General features: G+C 68.2%; 14 protein-coding genes. 7 read left to right on the forward strand and 7 right to left on the reverse strand.

What is annotated here, in order from left to right; all coding sequences use genetic code 11:
- Window positions 1-23: 23 nt before the first annotated feature.
- Together gltB and B840_RS00765 are read left to right on the forward strand one after the other, a co-directional pair.
- Window positions 24-4,532: a glutamate synthase large subunit gene (gene gltB, locus B840_RS00760; protein WP_042620543.1), complete on the forward strand. Its 4,509-nt coding sequence runs from the start codon at window positions 24-26 to the stop codon at window positions 4,530-4,532.
- Window positions 4,525-6,024 (forward strand): glutamate synthase subunit beta, encoded by a 1,500-nt coding sequence (locus B840_RS00765; RefSeq protein WP_042620544.1) that lies wholly within the window; start codon window positions 4,525-4,527, stop codon window positions 6,022-6,024. Before gltB ends, B840_RS00765 begins: the two co-directional genes overlap by 8 nt.
- A 98-nt stretch (window positions 6,025-6,122) precedes the next feature.
- Here B840_RS00765 and B840_RS00770 read toward each other — a convergent pair whose 3' ends face one another.
- The 4 genes from B840_RS00770 to dprE1 are packed head-to-tail and all read right to left on the reverse strand — an operon-like array spanning window position 6,123 to window position 13,746.
- Window positions 6,123-9,530, reverse strand: coding sequence for an arabinosyltransferase domain-containing protein (locus tag B840_RS00770; RefSeq protein WP_042620545.1), 3,408 nt, complete (start codon window positions 9,528-9,530; stop codon window positions 6,123-6,125).
- A 16-nt stretch (window positions 9,531-9,546) separates the two neighbouring features.
- Complete coding sequence (locus B840_RS00775) at window positions 9,547-11,547, reverse strand: galactan 5-O-arabinofuranosyltransferase (protein WP_042620546.1); 2,001 nt, start codon at window positions 11,545-11,547, stop codon at window positions 9,547-9,549.
- Between the two features lie 2 nt (window positions 11,548-11,549).
- A complete protein-coding gene (gene dprE2 / locus B840_RS00780) occupies window positions 11,550-12,311 on the reverse strand; it encodes a decaprenylphospho-beta-D-erythro-pentofuranosid-2-ulose 2-reductase (protein ID WP_042620547.1) in 762 nt (253 codons plus the stop codon).
- A gap of 19 nt (window positions 12,312-12,330) precedes the next feature.
- Window positions 12,331-13,746, reverse strand: a complete 1,416-nt coding sequence (gene dprE1, locus B840_RS00785) for a decaprenylphosphoryl-beta-D-ribose oxidase (RefSeq protein WP_042620548.1) — start codon at window positions 13,744-13,746, stop codon at window positions 12,331-12,333.
- Window positions 13,747-14,716: 970 nt separating this feature from the next.
- Between dprE1 and B840_RS13930 the strand changes: the two genes are divergently transcribed.
- On the forward strand, window positions 14,717-14,842 hold the full coding sequence (locus tag B840_RS13930) for a hypothetical protein (protein ID WP_268236849.1): 126 nt from the start codon (window positions 14,717-14,719) through the stop codon (window positions 14,840-14,842).
- Between the two features lie 88 nt (window positions 14,843-14,930).
- On the opposite strand, the gene B840_RS00790 is transcribed toward B840_RS13930, so the two are convergent.
- Entirely contained in the window at window positions 14,931-15,191 is a 261-nt protein-coding gene (locus B840_RS00790) for a hypothetical protein (protein WP_042622403.1), read from the reverse strand.
- Between the two features lie 55 nt (window positions 15,192-15,246).
- On the opposite strand from B840_RS00790, the gene B840_RS00795 reads away from it, so the two are divergent.
- From B840_RS00795 to B840_RS00810, 4 genes are read left to right on the forward strand one after another with little or no spacing between them, the layout of a single operon-like run.
- Complete coding sequence (locus B840_RS00795; protein ID WP_042620549.1) at window positions 15,247-15,750, forward strand: hypothetical protein; 504 nt, start codon at window positions 15,247-15,249, stop codon at window positions 15,748-15,750.
- Window positions 15,747-16,247, forward strand: a complete 501-nt coding sequence (locus B840_RS00800; protein WP_156971806.1) for a hypothetical protein — start codon at window positions 15,747-15,749, stop codon at window positions 16,245-16,247. Before B840_RS00795 ends, B840_RS00800 begins: the two co-directional genes overlap by 4 nt.
- Before the next feature lie 23 nt (window positions 16,248-16,270).
- Window positions 16,271-17,173, forward strand: coding sequence for a plasmid pRiA4b ORF-3 family protein (locus tag B840_RS00805; RefSeq protein WP_042620551.1), 903 nt, complete (start codon window positions 16,271-16,273; stop codon window positions 17,171-17,173).
- 28 nt (window positions 17,174-17,201) lie between these two features.
- A complete protein-coding gene (locus tag B840_RS00810; protein WP_042620552.1) occupies window positions 17,202-17,621 on the forward strand; it encodes a GtrA family protein in 420 nt (139 codons plus the stop codon).
- Here B840_RS00810 and glfT1 read toward each other — a convergent pair.
- Both glfT1 and B840_RS00820 read right to left on the reverse strand, forming a co-directional pair.
- On the reverse strand, window positions 17,618-18,538 hold the full coding sequence (gene glfT1 / locus B840_RS00815; protein WP_156971807.1) for a galactofuranosyltransferase GlfT1: 921 nt from the start codon (window positions 18,536-18,538) through the stop codon (window positions 17,618-17,620). The genes B840_RS00810 and glfT1 overlap by 4 nt on opposite strands.
- The gene (locus B840_RS00820; RefSeq protein ID WP_042620553.1) at window positions 18,535-19,464 is read right to left on the reverse strand and encodes a DUF559 domain-containing protein; all 930 of its coding nucleotides are present in this window, start codon (window positions 19,462-19,464) and stop codon (window positions 18,535-18,537) included. The genes glfT1 and B840_RS00820 overlap by 4 nt, the downstream gene beginning before the upstream one ends.
- Window positions 19,465-19,621 lie beyond the last annotated feature (157 nt).

Consider the following 19,621-nt stretch of genomic DNA (forward strand, 5'->3'; position numbering starts at 1 on the left):
CAGATAACTGCGAGGAGTCAACCATGCACCGAGAAGGGCTCTACAACCCGGCCCACGAACACGACGCCTGCGGCGTCGGCTTCGTCGCTGATCTGCACGGGCGGGCGTCGAGAAGCATCGTCGACCAGGGCCTGCAGATCCTGGCCAACATCGACCACCGCGGAGCCGCGGGCGCCGAGGCCGACACCGGCGACGGCACCGGCATCCTGCTGCAGATCCCGGACGGCTTCTACCGCGGGGTCGTCGACTTCGAGCTGCCCGCGCCGGGCGCCTACGCCACCGGCATCGCCTTCCTGCCCGCCGCCCGCATGGCCTGGCTGGACGCCCGGCGCGAGATCGAGGCCATCGCCGTGGGGGAGGGCGCGACCGTCCTCGGCTGGCGCGAAGTCCCCGTCGACCCCGCCGGGCTGGGCTCCATGGCGCTGGCCGCCATGCCCTCCTTCCACCAGATCTTCCTCACCGCCGACGGCCGGGAGGGCATTGACCTGGACCGGGCGATGTTCTTCGTGCGCAAGCGCTGCGAGCGTGAGCTGGGCTCCAGGAACGGCGCGGACACCGTCTACTTCCCCTCGCTGAGCGCCCGGACCATCATCTACAAGGGCATGCTCACCACCCCGCAGCTCTCCACCTTCTACACCGACCTGCGTGACCCGCGCCTTGAATCGGCCATGGCTCTGGTGCACTCGCGTTTCTCCACCAACACCTTCCCCTCCTGGCCGCTGGCGCACCCCTACCGGCTGGTCGCCCACAACGGCGAGATCAACACCGTCACCGGCAACGAGAACTGGATGCGCGCCCGCGAGGCGCTCATCGACTCCGCGGAGCTGGGCAGCCTCGAGCGGGTCCTGCCCGTCTGCACCCCCACGGGTTCGGACACGGGGCGCTTCGACGAGGCCCTCGAGCTCCTCCACCTCGGCGGCTACTCCCTCCCGCACGCCGTGGCCATGATGATCCCGCAGGCCTGGGAGCAGAACCCCACCATCGACCCTGAGCTGCGCGACTTCTACGAGTACCACTCCTGCCTCATGGAGCCCTGGGACGGCCCGGCGGCGGTCGCCTTCACCGACGGCACGCTCATCGGCGCCGTCCTGGACCGCAACGGCCTGCGCCCGGGCCGCGTGTGGATCACCGCCGACGACACCGTCATCATGGCCTCCGAGGCCGGCGTCGTGGCGGTCGAACCCGCCGACGTGATCAAGCGGACCCGTGTGCAGCCGGGGAAGATGTTCCTCGTCGACACCGCCGAGGGCCGGATCGTCGAGGACGCGGAGATCAAGGAGCGCCTGGCCTCCACCGCCCCCTACGGCGAGTGGATCAGCGGGAACTTCGTCCCGCTCGACGGCCTGCCGCAGACCCGCTACGAGTACATGCCCCATGAGCGGGCGGTGCTGCGCCAGCGCGTCTTCGGCATCACCGAGGAGGACGTCGAGCTCATCATCGCCCCGATGGCGCGCAACTCGGCCGAGGCCATCGGTTCCATGGGCTCCGACACCCCCATCGCCGCGCTGTCCGCCCGCCCGCGCATGCTCTACGACTTCTTCTCCCAGCGCTTCGCCCAGGTGACCAACCCGCCGCTCGACGCCATCCGCGAGAAGCCCGTCACCTCCATGGTCACCCTGCTGGGCGCCCAGTCCGACGTGCTCAACCCGACGGCCGAGGCCGCGCGCCGCATCCGCATCGACTCCCCGGTCATCGACAACCACCACCTGGCCACCCTCGTCCACGCCGACGACCAGGGCGAATGGCCGGGCTTCCACGCGGAGGTCATCTCCGGCCTGTACCCGGTCGCCCACCACGGCGCCGGCATGCGCGAGGCGATCACCCGGGTCTTGCGCGAGGTGCGCGCGGCCGTCAAGGCCGGGGCGAGCATCATCGTGCTCTCCGACCGCGACTCCGACGAACGCTTCGCCCCGATCCCCTCCCTCCTGCTCACCTCGGCCGTGCACCAGCACCTGGTGGCCGAGCGGACCCGCACGCGGGCCTCGCTGATCATCGAGTCCGGCGACGCCCGCGAGGTCCACCACCTGGCCATGCTCGTGGCCTTCGGCGCCGACGCCATCAACCCGTACATGGCCTTCGAGACCATCGACGAACTGCGCACCGCCGGCCAGCTCGAGGAGATGAGCCTGGACGAGGCCTGCACCAACTACGTCGCTGCCGCCGCTTCCGGCGTGCTCAAGGTGATGTCGAAGATGGGCATCTCCACCGTGGCCTCCTACCGCGGCGCGCAGCTCGCCGATGTCACCGGCCTGTCCCGCGACCTGCTGGACACCTACTTCGGCGGCGTCGCCTCGCCGATCTCCGGCGTGGGGCTGGAGGAGCTGGCCGCCGACGTCGAGGCTCGGCACCGCTCCGCGTTCCTGCCCCGGCCCGAGGAACTCGCCCACCGCAAGCTCGACCTGGGCGGCGAGTACAAGTGGCGCCGCGAAGGCGAGTACCACCTGTTCAACCCGGAGACCATCTTCAAGCTGCAGCACGCCACCCGTACCGGGCAGTACGCCATCTTCCGCGACTACACCCGCTCCGTGGACGAGCAGTCGGAACGCCTGGCCACCCTGCGCGGCATGCTCGAGTTCACCCCCGACCGCCCGCCCGTGCCGCTTGAGGAGGTCGAGCCGGTGAGCGCCATCGTCAAGCGCTTCTCGACGGGAGCGATGTCCTACGGCTCCATCTCGGCCGAGGCGCACGAGACTCTGGCCGTCGCCATGAACCGTCTCGGCGGCATGTCCAACTCCGGCGAGGGCGGCGAGGACCCGGCCCGCTTCGAACCCGGCCCTGACGGCGACTGGAAGCGCTCCGCCATCAAGCAGGTCGCCTCCGGCCGCTTCGGCGTGACCAGCCACTACCTCAACAACTGCACCGACATCCAGATCAAGATGGCCCAGGGCGCCAAGCCCGGCGAGGGCGGGCAGCTGCCGCCGGAGAAGGTCTACCCCTGGATCGCCGAGGTCCGCATCACCACGCCCGGCGTCGGGCTCATCTCCCCGCCGCCGCACCACGACATCTACTCCATCGAGGACCTCGCCCAGCTCATCTTCGACCTGCGCAACGCCAACCCGGACGCCCGGATCCACGTGAAACTGGTCGCCGAGCAGGGCGTGGGCACGGTCGCCGCGGGCGTGGCCAAGGCGCACGCCGACGTCATCCTCATCTCCGGCCACGACGGTGGCACCGGCGCCTCCCCGCTGACCAGCCTCAAGCACGCCGGCGGCCCCTGGGAGCTCGGGCTCGCGGAGACCCAGCAGACGCTGCTGCTCAACGGCCTGCGCGACCGCGTCCGCGTGCAGTGCGACGGCCAGCTCAAAACCGGCCGCGACGTCGTCGTCGCCGCCCTCCTCGGCGCGGAGGAGTTCGGGTTCGCCACCGCCCCGCTGGTCGTCGAGGGCTGCATCATGATGCGCGTCTGCCACCTGGACACCTGCCCCGTGGGCATCGCCACCCAGAACCCGGACCTGCGGGCCAAGTTCACCGGGCGGGCCGAGCACGTGGTCAACTTCTTCACGTTCCTCGCCGAGGAGATCCGGGAGTACCTCGCCGAGTTGGGCTTCCGCAGCATCGACGAGGCCGTCGGCCAGTCCCAGGTCCTGCGCCAGCGCACCGACGACGCCTTCACCGCCACCCACCCCCGCGCCGCCCGGCTCGACCTCTCCCCGCTCCTGCACACCCCGGAGTCCCCCTTCTTCCCCGGCCAGTCCCCGCGCTGCACCACCCGGCAGGAGACCGGGCTCGCGGGGGTCCTCGACGAGCGGCTGCTCGCCGACGCCGCCGCCACCATTGAATCGGCGGCCGCCGGAGCCCGCTCCCGCATTGACCTCGCCTACCCGATCCGCAACGTCGACCGGACCGTGGGCACCCTCACCGGTTCCCGCATCACCCGCCTGACCGGCGGCGCCGGCCTGCCCGGGGATACCGTCCGCGTCACACTCACCGGTTCCGCCGGCAACTCCGCCGGTGCCTTCCTCCCCGCCGGGCTCACCCTCGACCTCGTCGGCGACGCCAACGACTTCGTGGCCAAGGGCCTGTCCGGCGGCCGGGTCGTCCTCCGCCCCCACCCGGAGGCCCCGCCCCAGCTCACCGGCGAGAACCCCGACATCATCGCCGGCAACGTCATCGGTTTCGGCGCCACCAGCGGCGAGATCTTCATCCGCGGCGGCGTGGGCGAGCGCTTCTGCGTGCGCAACTCCGGCGCCACCGCCGTCGTCGAGGGCATCGGCAACCACGGCTGCGAGTACATGACCGGCGGCCGCGTCGTCGTCCTCGGCGAGGTCGGCGACAACTTCGGCGCCGGAATGTCCGGCGGCATCGCCTACCTCGCCCCCGTCGGCGACCTCGACCGCAGGATCAACCCGGGCCTGGTGGACGTCGAGAAGCTCGACGGCAACGACGTCGCCTTCCTCGAGGAGATCATCGACCGCCACCGCCGGCTCACCGGTTCCACCACCCCCTGGCAGGCCCTCGACCTGGTCAAGGTCATGCCGCGCGACTACAAGCGCGTTCTCATCCACACCAAGGAGGTTGCCCACCATGGCTGACCCGCACGGCTTCCGCACCCACAGCCGCACCGAACCCGCCCACCGGCCCGTCCCGCTGCGCCTGCTCGACTGGCGCGAGGTGCACGACCACGCCGCCCCCGGGCAGCACACCGCGCAGTCCACCCGCTGCATGGACTGCGGCGTGCCTTTCTGCCACGCCGGCTGCCCGCTCGGCAACATCATCCCCGAATGGAACGACCTCGTCCGCCAGGACCGGTGGAAGGAGGCGTGGGACCGCCTCCACGCCACCAACAACTTCCCCGAGTTCACCGGCCGCGTGTGCCCCGCCCCCTGCGAGGGCGCCTGCGTGCTCGGCATCAACGACGACGCCGTGGCCATCAAGGACATCGAGCTCGCCATCGCCGAACGCGGCTTCGAGGAGGGCTGGGACGTCCCGACCGTGCCCAGCTTCAGCACCGGCATGTCCGTCGCCGTCGTCGGTTCCGGCCCCGCCGGCCTGGCCGCCGCGCAGCAGCTCACGCGCGCCGGACACGCGGTCACCGTCTTCGAACGCGACGAGCGGCCCGGCGGCCTCATGCGCTACGGCGTCCCCGAGTACAAGATGGAGTCCCGCTTCATCGACCGCCGCCTCGACCAGATGCGCGCCGAGGGAACCGTCTTCCGCACGGGCGCGTCGCCCACCGCCGCCGACCTCTCGCTTTTCGACGCCGTCGTCCTCGCCACCGGCACCCCCGTCCCCCGCGAGCTGCCCGTCCCGGGCCGCGAGCTGGCGGGCATCCACCAGGCCATGGAGTACCTCCCCCTGGCCTCCTCGGACACCCCGCCCATCGATGCCCGCGGCAAGCGTGTCGTGATCATCGGCGGCGGCGACACCGGCACCGACTGCTTCGGCACCGCCTTGCGGCAGGGAGCGGCCAGCGTCACCCAGTTCGACATCCGCCCCCGCGCCCCCCGCCAGCGCGCGGCCTCCACCCCCTGGCCGATGAACCCGCTGATGTGGCGGCAGGCCACCGCGCACGAGGAGGGCGAGTACATCATCACGGGCGACGAGTCCGCCGACGAGATCGTCGCCCTCGGGTTGGCCTCCCGGGGCGTGGGCTCCACGCTGGGCGACCGGATGTTCTCCGTCAACACCGTCGCCTTCTCCGGCGGGGACGGCCGCGTCACCATGATCCACGGCAACGAGGTCAAAGTCATCGACGGCCGCCGCGTCCCCGTGAAGGGCACCGATTTCGAGGTCGAGGCCGACCTGGTCCTCATCGCCCTGGGCTTCGTCGGCGCGTCCCGCGACGGCCTCCACGCCGAACTGGGCGTGGAGATCGACGACCGCGGGCGCATCGTGCGCGACCAGTCCTACCGCTCCACCGTCCCCGGCGTCTACGTCGCCGGCGACAACGGACGGGGGCAGTCGCTCATCGTCTGGGCCATCGCCGAAGGCCGCGCCGCCGCCGCAGCCGTGGACGCCGACCTCATGGGCGAGACCGCGCTTCCCGCCGCGGTGACCCCCTCGGACCGGCCGCTGGGGGTCTGAGACTTCTGAGGTGGAAGGCTCGAACCCCCTCAAGGACCGGCGGGAAGTGATTCCCGGGCTTTGAGGGGGTTCGAACTGTCTGCACCTCGTTCGGGGAATTACCCGCCCGTGTTGATGTTCATCTCCGAGGGCTTCCACCAGCCCGAACGCTGGATGAGCTCGTAGTCGATCTCGGCGTTGTCCGGGGATGCCCCGGCGGAGTTGGTGCGCGGCTGGTAGATCTCGATGGATCCCCAGTCGCGGTGCCAGTCCTGGCGGGTGTAGCTGGGCAGCTCGTAGGAGAAGTTCACTGCCTCGGCGGTGCCCATGACGCCGCCGCCGTCGTAGTCCTGGAAGGGCGTGAGCGTCGACTTGCCCGGGTGGTCGGGGGAGATGCGGAACTCGGGGATCTCCGCGACGCCGGCGAAGTGGTCGAAGGTGCGCTGGCAGGGGAACTGCAGCGCCACCGACCAGTCGAGCAGCCCAGGCTGCTCCGACCCGATGACATTGTGCAGCGAGTCGAGAGCGGGCACGCGCGGCGGGGTGAAGGCGAGCCACTGCTCGGGGTCGAGGCTGAGGTCGGTCGCGGTGATGCGGATGACGTCGGCCTCCTCGGGCAGGGCCTCGACGGGCAGTCGGAGGTTGCGCCAGGAGGGCTGGGGGCCGATGTCCAGCAGTTCTGTCTCGCCGACGTTGCCCACCTCCCCGTCCGCGCCGAGGGTGCCGTACTCGAGGGTCAGATCCTGGCCGTCGTGGAGGACGCCGTTGATGTCGTGGTGCTCGATGCGGCCCGCGGCGGAGACGACGATGAGGGGGGCCTCCTCGCTGCGCTCGGGCAGTTCGTACCAGCTGGTGGTGATGCTGGCGGGGTACTGCGGGCCCGAGGTCCAGGAGCCGACGACCGGGACCTGCGTGTAGTCGAGGTCGAAGGGCAGGCGGGCGCTGGAGCCGTTGACCCCGACGTCGGCGCGCACGCCGCCGGTGTTGCCGGTCTCCTGGCCGGTGGCCTCCTCGGAGCCGCCGGCGTTGTCGGAGTCGGCGATGGCGCCGACCGACGCGGTGGAGACGGCGTCCTGGCTGATCGACGGCGGGACGTTGTTGGCCTCGAAGCCGCGGTTGTCCTCGGATTCGAGGGAATCGCCCAGTTCCACGCCGCCGACGGGGGAGAGGAAGGAGTCGTTGGAGTTGGTCTCCACGAGGGCGTCGTTGGCCAGGCTGCAGGTGTCTCCGGTCAGGGAGCGCAGGTTGCCCATGCCGATGGAGTAGGCCGGCGCCTGGGAGACGAAGGCCTTGGCGAAGGACGCCATGGAGAACAGCACGATCAGGGCGCTGGCCACGGCGATGGGGGCGGAGGCGACGCCGACCCAACGGGATCGTTTGCGGGCCTCCTCAGCCTCGAGTTCGTCGAGGGTGCCCTGTTGTTCGGCGCGGGCGGTGCGCACGTCGCCGACGAAGGACTGGAGAGTGCCCAGGAGCAGGACCGCCAGGGCGATGAACAGCACGAGGGTGGAGGCCTCGAAGCCGCGGAACTGCACGGTCTTGTCGAACCACGGGATGCCGAAACTGGAGATGTACCACCAGCCGTTGATGCCGGACAGGGAGATCGCCAGGAGGAAGATCACCGCGCCGATCATGAGGGTGCGGGCGCGGGTCGAGCGCAGCGCCAGGTGGCTCAGCGACACCGCAGCCAAGGCCGCGAGGGCTCCGGCGATGCCGGCGTAGACACCGAAGTGGTGGGTCCACTTGGTCGGCGTGAACATCATGAAGAACATGGTGCCGAAGATGATCAGCACCAGACGCATGGACGGGTCCTTCGCGGCGCCCGGCACCCGCCCCTGCCGCAGGATGGCGGCGATGACGATGGCCAGGCAGAGGAACAGCATCAGCACGACGAAGCGGCGGGTGAGCGAACCGTCGACGGTCTGCTCCATGAGCGTCTGGTAGCGCGCCCACTCCTCGTACCAGTTCATGGCCGGACCCTTGGCGGAGCGCACCCGGATGGACTCCATCACGGAGGCCAGAGTCTGGTCGCCGAAAACGCCGATGAGGATGGCGGTGCCGGAGGCGAGGAAGGGGGCGACCATCGCGGCCACGGCCTTGAAGATCGTGCTTCTCGACGCCCCCGCGCCCGCACCCAGCAGCGGCAGCCGCCGGTTGACGATGCGGATGAGACTGGACAGCGAGGCCAGCAGGGCGGCCACGGCCATGAGGCCGGTGGGGCCGGCGCCGAGGGCCAGCGTGGCGATGATCACGCCGATGGCGGCGGGCAGCAGACGGGAGGTGGCGATGGAGCGTTCGAAGGATGCCCAGGTGAGCAGCGCGGCCATGGCGATGATCGGCTCGGGGCGGGTGCCGTTGTTGTAGGGCAGCCAGAAGGCGAGGAACACCATGGCGGCGGTCCAGTGGGCGACCTTGCGGCCGTCGATACGCGCGCCGAGGCGGGGGATGATCTCCCGCGAGAGGACGAACCAGATGATGAGCCCGGAGAGCAGCGCCGGCACGCGCATCCACACCGAGGCGGTGGACACCTGGGTGAACAGGGCCAGCATGTCGTAGAACGGGGAACCGAAGGGTGACTCGGGCACGCCGAACCAGCGGTAGTAGTTCGCCATGTAGCCCGCGTTTTCGGAGACCCGCGCCATGGTGAGGATGAAACCGTCGTCGGAGGTGTTGGCGCCGAAGATGTGCCAGTAGACCAGGACGAAGCTGACGATGCCGTCGAGGGGGCGCAGCCGCCACCAGCCGGCGGGCAGGAAGCGCCGCGACGTCCGCCCGTCCAGGCGGTCCATCCGGTGCAGCGCCCACAGTGCCACCAGGAGGGCGGCCAGGCCGCCGAACATGGCGGTGTACTTCAGGGCGGAGGGGGCGGAGGTGAAGCGGGAGTTGATCTCGACGTCGGCGCTCAGACCGGCGTCGGTGAGCGAGGCGAGGTTGCCGTCAGTGTCCTCGATCTCGGTGTAAATGCCGGTGACCTGGGGGCGGACGTCCTCGTCGATCACGCCCCTGAGCTCCTCGCCCTCGGCGTCGCGCTCGCCCGGGATCTCGGCGACCGTCTCGTCCCCGGTGGAGGAGACGGTGAGCACGGCGTCGTCGGGAAGCTCCGCGACCTCATCCGCGGTGAGCTCGAGGGGGACCTGGTCGCGGACGACCACGTCCAGGCCGCCGTCGAAGGAGCGGACGAACATGCCGCGGGAGGTGGCGTCGGTGGAGTCGGCGGGCAGCGTCGACAGCAGGAGGGACTGACCGCCCCGCAGGCCGTCGACGGCTTCGGCGACGGGGAGCTCGACGTCGATGCGCTCGGGGGCGTAGGACACCAGCGGCGCGTTGACCGAGTTGAGGCTGTCACCCTGCGGCCACGAAAAGGACGACTGGGTCTGGTTGACCGGCAGGAATGGCGTCAGCAGGAAGAGCACGAACCCGAGCAGGCCGGAGATGATCGCGACGTTCTTCAGCCATTCCGGGGCGGTGTCCCGGCCACGGGGGGCGGCTGGGGACGTCTCACGGTTAGACACGGCAGTTTCAGACACAGAAGGGAAGTCTACGTCAGGCCGGGTTCTTTACCCGGGTTGCCACCACGAAGGGGCCGATCTGGGAGGTATTCCACATATCCGACCGGAACACCTCCGGGTTGAAGTCGATGATGCGGTAGCGGACGTTCGGGTTGTTCGGGTAGATGTCTTCGGCGAGGTGGGACTTCCACCCCGATTTCTGGTCCTCGTCTGCGATTGCGTCCACTTCGCCGCGGAGGAGGAACACGTCCGGGCCGCGCCACGGGGTGCCCGTCAGCGCGTCGTCGAAGTCCTCCGGGTCGGACAGGTCGTCCCAGGACCCGGTGGCCCAGTCGTCGATGGTGTCGTTGCGCGCCGTGAACTCGCCCAGGGGGTTGGCGTAGTGGCTGGTGAACGCCTGAAACCCGAAGTAGGGGTGGAAGGCGAGGAAGTTGAGTTCGTCGGTGTACACGACGGTGTCCGAGGGCTCGTGGCCGTGGGAGCGGATCTCAGCGTCGATCTCCCCGTAGTACCGGCTGACGTCGGCGGTGAAGCGGTCGGCGCGTTCGCCGTACCCGTCGGTGTCGGAGTACGCGTGGTCGATGGCGCGCTGGTTCTCCACCGGGATCTGCTGGGCGTAGAGCAGGCCGCCGCCGCTGAGGATGATGACCATGAGCACCGTGACGTAGCGGCGGCTGCGTGCGTTGAGGCGGTCGGGATACAGAGACTCCACCCCGATCAGGCGCAGTTCCGCGAGCGCGAGCACACCGGCGGTGGCCAACTGGAGGACGATGAGGACCTCGATGCGGAAGCCCAGCAGCGTCGTCCCGGCCAGCGTGAACACCATGGACGCGACCGCCCACAGGTAGAACCCCGCCAGTGCCAGACCCATGCTGCGGGCGTCCAGGTCGGTGGCGCGGACCACCAGCCAGATCAGTCCGGCCAGACACAGCAGCCCCACCACCGACAGCGAGAGGAACGGCACAGGGATCTGCGTGCCTTCCACGGGCAGGAAGTTCGGTGCGGTGCTGCCCTCCGTCGGGTGCCCCGTGACGGTCAACCACAGGTACGGCCCCCAGGTGGTCAACGCGATGAGGATCGATCCGGTGCCGATGACCACCAGATGGAGCAGCGGACGCCAGGTCCGGTAGATGAGGCCCGCGAAGAGGGCTGCGACAGCGACCACGGACAGCGCCACCACACCCGTGTACAGGGTGTAGAACGTGGCGGAAATGCCCAGGTACAGCACCATCGCCGCGGTGGCGTACCAGGAGCCCAGCAGCGCCCGCCCGACGACGACAGTGGCCGCGGGGACACCCATCGCGACGATCGCGCCGTAGGGCTCCTCCGGGGCCATCACCAGCGTGACGCACAACGTGACCAGTGCGATTCCCACCGCGACGGGCAGGGAACCGGTCAGACGCTGCCACACCGGGACGAGCATGCAGCCGACCACCGCGAAGGAGATCAGCGCCCACGGTTGGTAGACCTCCCACCCCGGGATACCGAGGAGATCGGCGAGCCGTCCGCCGCCCCAGAACCACCCCAGCGGGTAGTAGCTGGGCAGGTCGATGTAGTTCATGTCCTGGTTCGCCCACGTGGTGGCCATCCTGGTGAGGAACTGCGTGCGGAACTGCTGGTCGACCTGCATGCCGTCCAGGTAGAGGCGTGTCGCTGACAGCGGGATCGCAGTGGTGGAGATGACCAGTGCCGCGGGGGAGAGATAGGAGACGAGGTAGGTGAGGATCACCCGCCACCGGGGCCGACTGATCCCGGCGCTGCCGCCCGCTTCCCGACGCCGCGCCAGCTTCTGCTCGTCGAGCAACCACGCGACGGTGAGGGCGCCTACCGCCGCGAGCGTGACGACAGTCGCGGCGGTCGACAGCGCGTACGTCATGTTCGACGTGTTGAACGCCGGCCAGCTGGTCATCCGGAGGACCAGCCAGACGGCGAGGGTGACCACCGCTCCCGCAGCCCCGGCGGCGGCGACGCCCACCAGGGTCCCGCGCCGGCTCAACTGGTCAGTGGTGTAGTCCTCGGTGGTGGTCGTTGGCATGCCTAAAAGGGTAGCCTGCGGAAGATCTTTCGCGGGATCACGTTGAACACTGCGGCGACGGCCTCGAACGCCGGGTGGACGAAGATGATGTCCCTGCCCTTCATGACGCCGTCGACGGTGGCCTCTGCGACCTCGGTGACGTCGACGGTCAGCGGGGCCTCCTTGCCGCCGGAGGACATCCGGGTGCGGACCTGTCCCGGGCGGACCACGAGCACGTTCGCGCCGGTGCCGCGAAGCGCCTCGCCGAGCTGGGTGTAGAAGCCGTCGAGGCCCGCCTTGGAGGCGCCGTAGACGAAGTTGGAGCGGCGCACGCGCACCCCGGCGACGGAGGACAGGGCGACGATCGTGCCGTGGCCCTGTTCCTTGAAACGCTGTCCCAGCAGCACGCCCACCGACACGGGGCCGGTGTAGTTGGTCTGGGCGGAGGCGACGGCGGCGGTCTGGTCCTGCCACAGCGCCTCCTGGTCGCCCAGGGTGCCGAACGCCACAATGGCGACGTCGACGTCCCCGTGGGAGAAGGCGGCGTCGATGACTGCCGGGTGGGATTCGAAGTCGGTGGCGTCGAAGTCGACGACGTCGACCTCGGAGGCGCCGGCGTCGATGATCTGGTCCGTGGCTGCGGTGATCCGCGGGGAATCCTTGCGTGCCGCCAGCGTGACGCGGGCGGGGCCGCGCTTGAGGAACTCGGCGACGATGCCGAGGCCGATCTCGGAGGTGCCGCCGAGCAGCAGAATGTTCTGGGCCTGGCCCACTGCGTTGAGCATTGTTTCTGTGACTCCTGTGCTAGTTCAGTTCGAGGCGGCGGGACATGTCGGAGGCGAAGACGCCGGTGGGGTCGATCTCGTTGCGGGTCTTCAACCAGCCCGCCATTCCCGGGTACATCTTGTGGAAGTTCTCGGCGGAGGTGCGCGACTCCTTGGCCAGGTACAGGCGGCCGCCGAACTCCATGACGCGGCGGTCCAGGTCGTCGAGGAACGCGCCCAGCCCCTTCTTGATGGGGAAGTCGACGCAGACGTTCCAGCCCGGCATGGGGTAGGACAGCGGGGCGCGGTTGCCCTCGCCGAAGAGCTTGAACACGTTCAGCGCGGAGTAGTGCCCCGAGCCCTGGATGTCGCGGATGATCTCCTTGAACGGCTCGGTGGCCTCGCGCGGGACCACGAACTGGTACTGCAGGAAACCACGGGAACCGTAGCCGCGGTTCCACTCGCCGATGAGGTCCAGCGGCTGGTAGAACTGCGTGAGGTTCTGCACCTGGTTCTGATACTCGCCGGACTTCAGCCACCACAGCTCGCCGATGGCCATCATGGACAGCTTGTTCATGGTGAAGGAGGGGAAGATGTCCGGCACGGTCACCAGCTGCGGCGCGTTGAACTTCAACGGATCCTTCGCCAGCTTCGGCGACAGCTCCTTGAGCTGGTCCAGCGTGGCCAGGGAACCACGGGAGATGGCCGCGCGGCCGAGCTTGGGTTCCGGGGAGATCGCGTCGAACCAGGCGGAGGAGTAGGTGTAGTTCTTCTCCGAACCGTCCGCGTGGAACTCGATGGTCTCCTCGAGGTTCTGCGTCAGGTCGCCGTCCGCGATGAAGTACGCGGTCTCCGTCTTGGTCATGCGGATGCGGGCGCGCAGGATGATGCCGGTCAGGCCCATGCCGCCCACGGTCGCCCAGAACAGGGTGCCGGCCGGGTCGTCGGCCGAGCCTTCCGGTTCGAGGTGGAGCACACGGCCGTCGGCGACCAGTAGTTCCATGGAAGTCACGTGGTCACCGAAGGAGCCGGCGGAGTGGTGGTTCTTGCCGTGGATGTCCGGGCCGATCGCGCCGCCGATGGTCACCTGGCGGGTGCCCGGCAGCACCGGGACCCACAGGCCGTAGGGCAGCGCGGCTTTCATCAGCTGGTCGAGGGTCACGCCGCCGTCCACGTCCACGATCGCCGAATCCGGGTCGATGGAGTGGATCTTGTTCAGCGGCTGCATATCGACGACGAGCCCGCCGGCGTTCTGCGCCGGGTCGCCGTAGGAGCGTCCCATGCCGCGGGCGATGACGCCGCGACGCAGGTGGATGGGCTTGTCCGCGTTGTCGTCGGCGACCTGCGTCACGGCCGCGATGATCTTCTCGACATCCGGCGTCGCCAGGACGTGCGCCGTCGACGGGGCGGTGCGGCCCCATCCGGTGAGGGACTGGGTGGTGGTCTGAAGTTCCATCTTTCGAATTCTTCTTTCGACAGAAATGATGAGCGGAACCCAGCGTACTGGTGGTCCCCGACATGGGCGTTCCCCATCCGGGGGTTTCGCGGTGGATGGGGCGTCTTTCACAGGTGAGAAGCAGACGCCGTTGAGCGAAAAGGGGTGGTCGGTGTGGAGGAACGCTAATCCCGACAGAACCCCTCCGGACCAGAACCGCATGGGAACAATCCCTGATGGGGTACCAGAATGTCTCGTGGGTAGAGACCTTTTGCGGAAGAATCTCCACGTTTCTTTGGACGGTGTGTAACAACGGACGGTTGATTTTCGATTGATTCTCGCCTATTCTTTACCTGTATGTAGTTTAAAATTCAATATGCGCGCGCCGGGGGACTGCAGTGGTTGGTCGTGTAGTGCATGCTTCAACCCCAGATTGGGGTGCTCGTCGCGGGGGGGTTTCTGTCGAACCCGTTTGTCGAGGGGGGCAAATAGTTGCAGGTCAAGCGGGCGGAGGCTCTATTCTTTTTCTGGTTGAGTAAATTTTCTTTTATGTGTCGCCCGCCTCCTGTTGCTGGCTCGATCGGGATTTGCAATGATGGTTGCAGGAACAAGCCAAACGGTTTGTTCGACAACACCGACCGAAAGGCATTAACATGCTGAACGACCTCTTCAACTTCATCCAGCTGTCCTTCTACTTCCTCACCGAGCTCGTGCAGGACGGCTTCGGCGGCCTGTCCTCCGTCTTCTTCTAAGCAAGACGATGGCCTGGTGAGGCCAAACTGAAACCTCGGACTTCGGTCCGGGGTTTTTCTTATTGGTGCTCGCGGTGGATTCTAGGGCCCGTCCTTCCGGGTGAGGGCTATCGGAAACCTTCGCCCTAGTGAGGGAAGTTTCCTCTGACCTTGCCGGGGTCACGATCTTTTGGCACGGTGGGGTACTGGAACCCGTCGCATAGTGGGTTCCCTGAGCTCCCCTACGAAAGGATCTGCACATGACCTCCAGCATCATCGATTCCCTGTCCAACCTCGTCTCGGGTGTATTCGACGTCGCTGCCGGCTCCGCCACGGGCCTGTGGGCTGAGCTGACTGCCTTCGTCGAGGGCCTGCTCTCCTCCTAACATCTGGAGCAGACAACCCGCCTTCTACAGGGTGGTATGCGCCAACCCCGGACTGCGGTCCGGGGTTGAGTTGATTCAGGGCCAGGTGTCAGAGATCCAGGATCTCCCGGATCCCCGCCGGAAGTTCGTCCTGGTTGGTGATGACTTTTCCGCCGGAGGCGGAGTACTGGCGTAGCAGGCGGTAGACCTCGGTGCGTTCACGGCTGTCGAGGAGGGGCAGCTCCTGGGCGAGCAGACGGGTCATGAAGTCATTGAGCGGGAGGTTCGTCTGCTCCGCGGCGACGAATCTCCCCTCGCGCAGGTCCTTCTCTTCGTCATAGCCGTCCCTGGTCTTCTTCTTTCCGAACATGTCCTCAGCGTAGACACCCCGGGTCATGTCGGAGCAACGGGATAGGGTTGGGACCATGACCGACTACTACAGTCTCGATGACACCCTGGCGGGCAGAATCGCGCAGGCGGGGATGGTGGGAACCGCCGTCGCGCTGCCCGACTACTTCTCCTCCCGGCCGCTGCGGGCGCTGGTCACGGCGGCCATCGGCCTCGGCGGCGCGGGGTTGGTGGCCGTGCTCAACTCCTTCGACGATGACCTGGGCAATGATCCGGCGGTGATGGCTGAACAGCTGCGCACCTCCATCGGTGGAATAGGTTCCGTCCCCGGCCCGGACTCGGACACTCCTCCCGGGGATTTCTCCACGGCCTCGCCGGCGCAGACCTGGACGGTCATCATCGGCGCGCTCGTGGTCATCGTGGCCCTCGTGCTTGTCGACGCCGCACTCCAACGTCGCCTCGTCGCCTGGCTGAGACGCCGGGGCGTGTCTCGTCCCAACACCTGGCTGGGTGGTGTGGCCTCGGCCGCGGTGTTCGCCGTGGCCGAGATCGCCCACCAGCGGAGGGGCGGACGCGCATGAGTGAGCCCCGGGTGATCGCGGTCGTCGACAAGCAGGGTGAGATGACCGTCGTATGGCACGTGCACACCTCCGCAGACGCACCCGCAGCGGCCGGACTGCTGTCCGGTGCGTGGTTGCTGGGCCCCGGGGAGGTTGACCCCGACCGGCTCGCAGACCTCACCGCCGAGGCACATGTCCTGCCCACGGACGGGGACGGGTTGCGGGTGATCCTGGAGGGCGTCGAGAAGCGTCTCGCCGGTTACCAGGCAGCGGCGAAGGACGCCGTCGAGGCGAACCCGCAGCTCAAGCCCGTGCGTTTCGACGCCCCCGAGGCTCCCGACCTCGAGCAGCTCGCCGCAGCATACCGCGGTGAACCGGCAGGTCAGCGTGCCTGGGCGCATGCGACGGCCGCGGCGGAGCTGGTGGCGGCGTGGCACACCATCGAGAGTCAACGGCGCTCGCGGAAATACCTGCAGGAGAAGTTCGGCCCGGATACGTTGCCGCTGCCACTGGGGTGAGGAAAATCGCTACCCTGGGTGGCATGCCAACCGAGGGAGCGCGCAGAGCAGGCCGGGTCGTCGACCTGACGGCCGCGCGCGCCCGCCGGCAGCGGCAGCTGCGCACCGTGATCATCCGGTCGGCGAACGTGCGTGCCGACGCCGAGGTGCACCGCCACATCGGCGTCAACGACGCCCTCCACCTCGCCGACCTCCACGACGTCCTGGTGACCTCCTTCGGTTTCCAGGAGGAACGCGGCGCCACCCCCTGGCATTTCTCCGCCCTCGACGACCGTGAGCACCGCCTCGACGCCGCCGACGAGCTCCACCTCCACCTCAGCGAGGAGGGCGACTCGATCGCCTACCACTTCGGCCTGTGGGACATCATCATCACCACGGTGGAGTCCTACCCCCGCGATTCCGGCACCCCGCGCGCTCTGTGCGTCGGCGGATCAGGCGCCTTTGGCGAGGCCGACTTCGACCTCGCGGCCATCAACGCCGAACTGACCGGCACCTCCACCATCCGCGAGGTACTCGCCGCCACCACGCCGGCGGTCCGCGGGATCATCGACCGTTCCGGCATCTTCGACTTCGTGCCGCTGCTCCAGGCGCTCGACCTCATGCGCGACGTCGAACTGCCGCGCGAGGTCGCCGAGGTTCTCGCGGGCCTGCCCGTGGAGACCGACCCTCCGGCCCGCGACGCCTTCTGGTCCGTGGTTCTGGGACTGGCCTGCATGAGCGACGACCTGCTCGGCGACCACGTCCTGGAAACCACCATGGCGGCGCTGGGTTGGGAGGACGACGACGGCACCCCCCTCACCAGCACCCGGGTCCGGGAGTTGTGCGGCCGCTCCCTGACCCGGCTCGCCGACGTCGGCGGATACGGCCCCGAGGCACTGTCCCCCGTCGACCGGTTGGACCTCTACCGCGGACTCCTACGGGGATAGGCGACTTTCCGGGGTAGGGTAATGCCTCGTGGTAACAGAGGTACAACCCAAGGAAAAGGGCCTGCGCATTCAGGCCATCCGGTTCATCATCTCCGGCGGCGTCTCGGCGATCGTCGACCTCGGGCTGACGTTCATCCTCCAGGTGCTCCTGGGCGTCGGCCCGGTCCTGGCGCGGTCCGTCGGATTCATTTTCGGCACCACCACCGCCTACCTGATCAACCGGCGCTGGACCTTCCAGGCAGAGCCCTCCCTGCGCCGATTCCTGCAGGTGGCGGGGCTGTACAGCATTACGTACTTCGTCAACGTCGGCCTGCACGCCGTCTTCTACCGGCTGTTCACCGACTGGGACTGGCACAACTCCGTGGCCGTGGTGGTCGCTTTCCTCATCGCGCAGGGCACCGCCACGGTGATCAACTTCATCGTCCAGCGGGCCTTCATCTTCCGCTAGCTCGGCCGCGTGAAACGCTCGTTGCGCCCCTGACGGTGCAGCCGCAGCCACTCCCGGAATCCTGCCGGATCACGGCGCTGCACCAGGAAGAACCAGCTGAAGCGGGCGTACTCCTGCGGCAGCAGCTTCCGCATGCCCGGCTGGCTCATGACGTAGCCGCGGTTGCGGTAGGTGAAGTAGCGCTTGGACTCGTTGTCCGGGTACTGGGTGTGCATCCGCCCGCCCAGGATCGGCTTGAATTCATCGGAACCGTCCGGGTGCAGGTAAGCGGTGCTCAGGGCGGTGCCGAAGGCCAACCCTGAACGCACCAGCCGGCGGTGGTACTCCACCTCGTCGCCGCGGATGAACAGGCGGTAGTCGGGCACGCCGATGATCTCCATCGCCTGCGCGCTGATCAGCGCGCCGTTGAACAGGCTCGCGATACCGGGGAGGAACTCCCCCTCCAGCTCGTCGCGGCGCCGCTTCCAGGTCAGCCCCTGGCGCAACGGGAACGCGAGCCGGCCGGGGTCGTCGATGTTGCACACGACGGGGGAAACCTCGTGGAGACGGTGACGCTCGGCGACGTCGAAAAGCAACGCCAGCACGTGCTCGTCCGCGGGGCGGCCGTCGTCGTCGGCGCACCAGACCGCGTCCGCGCCCAGGGCCAGGGCGGTGAGGAAACCGTAGGCGAAGCCGCCCGCCCCGCCCAGATTCGTCCGGCTCGCCAGGTACACCGCCCGCTCCCCGGCGAGCTCTGCGACCAGGTCGCGGACCGCCTCCTCACAACCGTTGTCCACCACAATCACCCAGTCCACCGGGTGAGTCTGGCCCACCACCTGCTCCAGCGAGGCCCGGAGGAGCTCCACCCGGCGATGGGTGACGATCACCGCTGCAGTGGTGCCGGAACGTGACAAAGTGGCTGTTGGCATGGGGATCATTGTGCCACCTCCGCCCACCACGGGCCGTCCCGGATGAACGTGTTGTGCCATCTCCACACCTGACGCGCCTCAGTACCCAGATGCTCCGGGTCCTCATTGACGGCCGCCGCAATCTGCTCCACGACATCCTCCAGGTGGTATTCCACGCAACTCCCCGAATAGCGCAGCACCCGGTACCCGTGCCGGACAGCGTAATTGGCCTTCCACCGGTCAGCGATGAACGTCTCGCGGCTTTCGGCCGAGTGGTACTTGTAGCCGTCGATCTCCACGATCAACTGCGCCGCCTCGATCACCCCGTCGAAAAGATAGCCCCCGATGTCCTTGTTCTGCTCGACGACCAGCCCCCGCTCCCTGAGCCTGCGGAACACCTTCCGCTCGGCGTCGCTGTCACCGCCGACGGCCGCCCGCCCGAGCAGACTCGCCAGCCCCGGTGAAACCCGCGGCAGCTGCTCCAGGTGGCGCTCCAGCAACTGTCTGCCCTCCTTCCGTCGGTACGCCTTCTCCAGGAAATCCAGCAGTTCGGAGTCGTCATGATCCATATGATCGGCCACCGCGGACACAGGGGACACCACCTTGAGTTCCCCGATTGATTCGAAGGGCAGCTTCCTGCTCTGCCTCAGGGTCAGCAACGGGGTCCCCGTATCCGAGGAACCATAAAGAACCCGCCCGGTCAACGGCAGCGTGAGCTCCTGCTCAGAGTGGAGTTCGAAGGCTGTTTTTCCCGAGTACACCAGGGTCGGCCGCCGATGCGCCAGCGCCCGCAGCAGCAGGCTGCCTGCCGGCGGGGAGGTGGTGTAGACGCCCCGTTCCACGCGGTGCAGTTGACCCGCCTGCACCAACACGGCGATGTGGTGCGCACTGACCCCGTTCGCCTTCAACATCGCCGTATCCACGACCGCGTCCTTCTCCAGCCGGAACTTCTTCATGTCTCATCCCCCCAGGCGGAGAGATTATGCCGGGAGCGGCGTTCGCGCAGCTCGAGAATCCGCCGCAGAGTGGACATCGGTCCGGAAACCGGGCCGTTTCAGCGGCGATGTCAGCGCGGCGGCGGATCCTTTTGGGGGACACCATCGACGCAACGGG

Source organism: Corynebacterium marinum DSM 44953, assembly GCF_000835165.1.
Classification (GTDB): domain Bacteria; phylum Actinomycetota; class Actinomycetes; order Mycobacteriales; family Mycobacteriaceae; genus Corynebacterium; species Corynebacterium marinum.

Bases quoted from the DNA above. Each gene is read 5' to 3' on its own strand.
- gltB (WP_042620543.1), top strand. From the start codon at position 24: ATGCACCGAGAAGGGCTCTACAACCCGGCCCACGAACACGACGCCTGC.
- B840_RS00765 (WP_042620544.1), top strand. From the start codon at position 4,525: ATGGCTGACCCGCACGGCTTCCGCACCCACAGCCGCACCGAACCCGCC.
- B840_RS00775 (WP_042620546.1), bottom strand. From the start codon at position 11,547: ATGCCAACGACCACCACCGAGGACTACACCACTGACCAGTTGAGCCGG.
- dprE2 (WP_042620547.1), bottom strand. From the start codon at position 12,311: ATGCTCAACGCAGTGGGCCAGGCCCAGAACATTCTGCTGCTCGGCGGC.
- dprE1 (WP_042620548.1), bottom strand. From the start codon at position 13,746: ATGGAACTTCAGACCACCACCCAGTCCCTCACCGGATGGGGCCGCACC.
- B840_RS13930 (WP_268236849.1), top strand. From the start codon at position 14,717: ATGACCTCCAGCATCATCGATTCCCTGTCCAACCTCGTCTCGGGTGTA.
- B840_RS00790 (WP_042622403.1), bottom strand. From the start codon at position 15,191: ATGTTCGGAAAGAAGAAGACCAGGGACGGCTATGACGAAGAGAAGGAC.
- B840_RS00795 (WP_042620549.1), top strand. From the start codon at position 15,247: ATGACCGACTACTACAGTCTCGATGACACCCTGGCGGGCAGAATCGCG.
- B840_RS00800 (WP_156971806.1), top strand. From the start codon at position 15,747: ATGAGTGAGCCCCGGGTGATCGCGGTCGTCGACAAGCAGGGTGAGATG.
- B840_RS00805 (WP_042620551.1), top strand. From the start codon at position 16,271: ATGCCAACCGAGGGAGCGCGCAGAGCAGGCCGGGTCGTCGACCTGACG.
- glfT1 (WP_156971807.1), bottom strand. From the start codon at position 18,538: ATGATCCCCATGCCAACAGCCACTTTGTCACGTTCCGGCACCACTGCA.
- B840_RS00820 (WP_042620553.1), bottom strand. From the start codon at position 19,464: ATGAAGAAGTTCCGGCTGGAGAAGGACGCGGTCGTGGATACGGCGATG.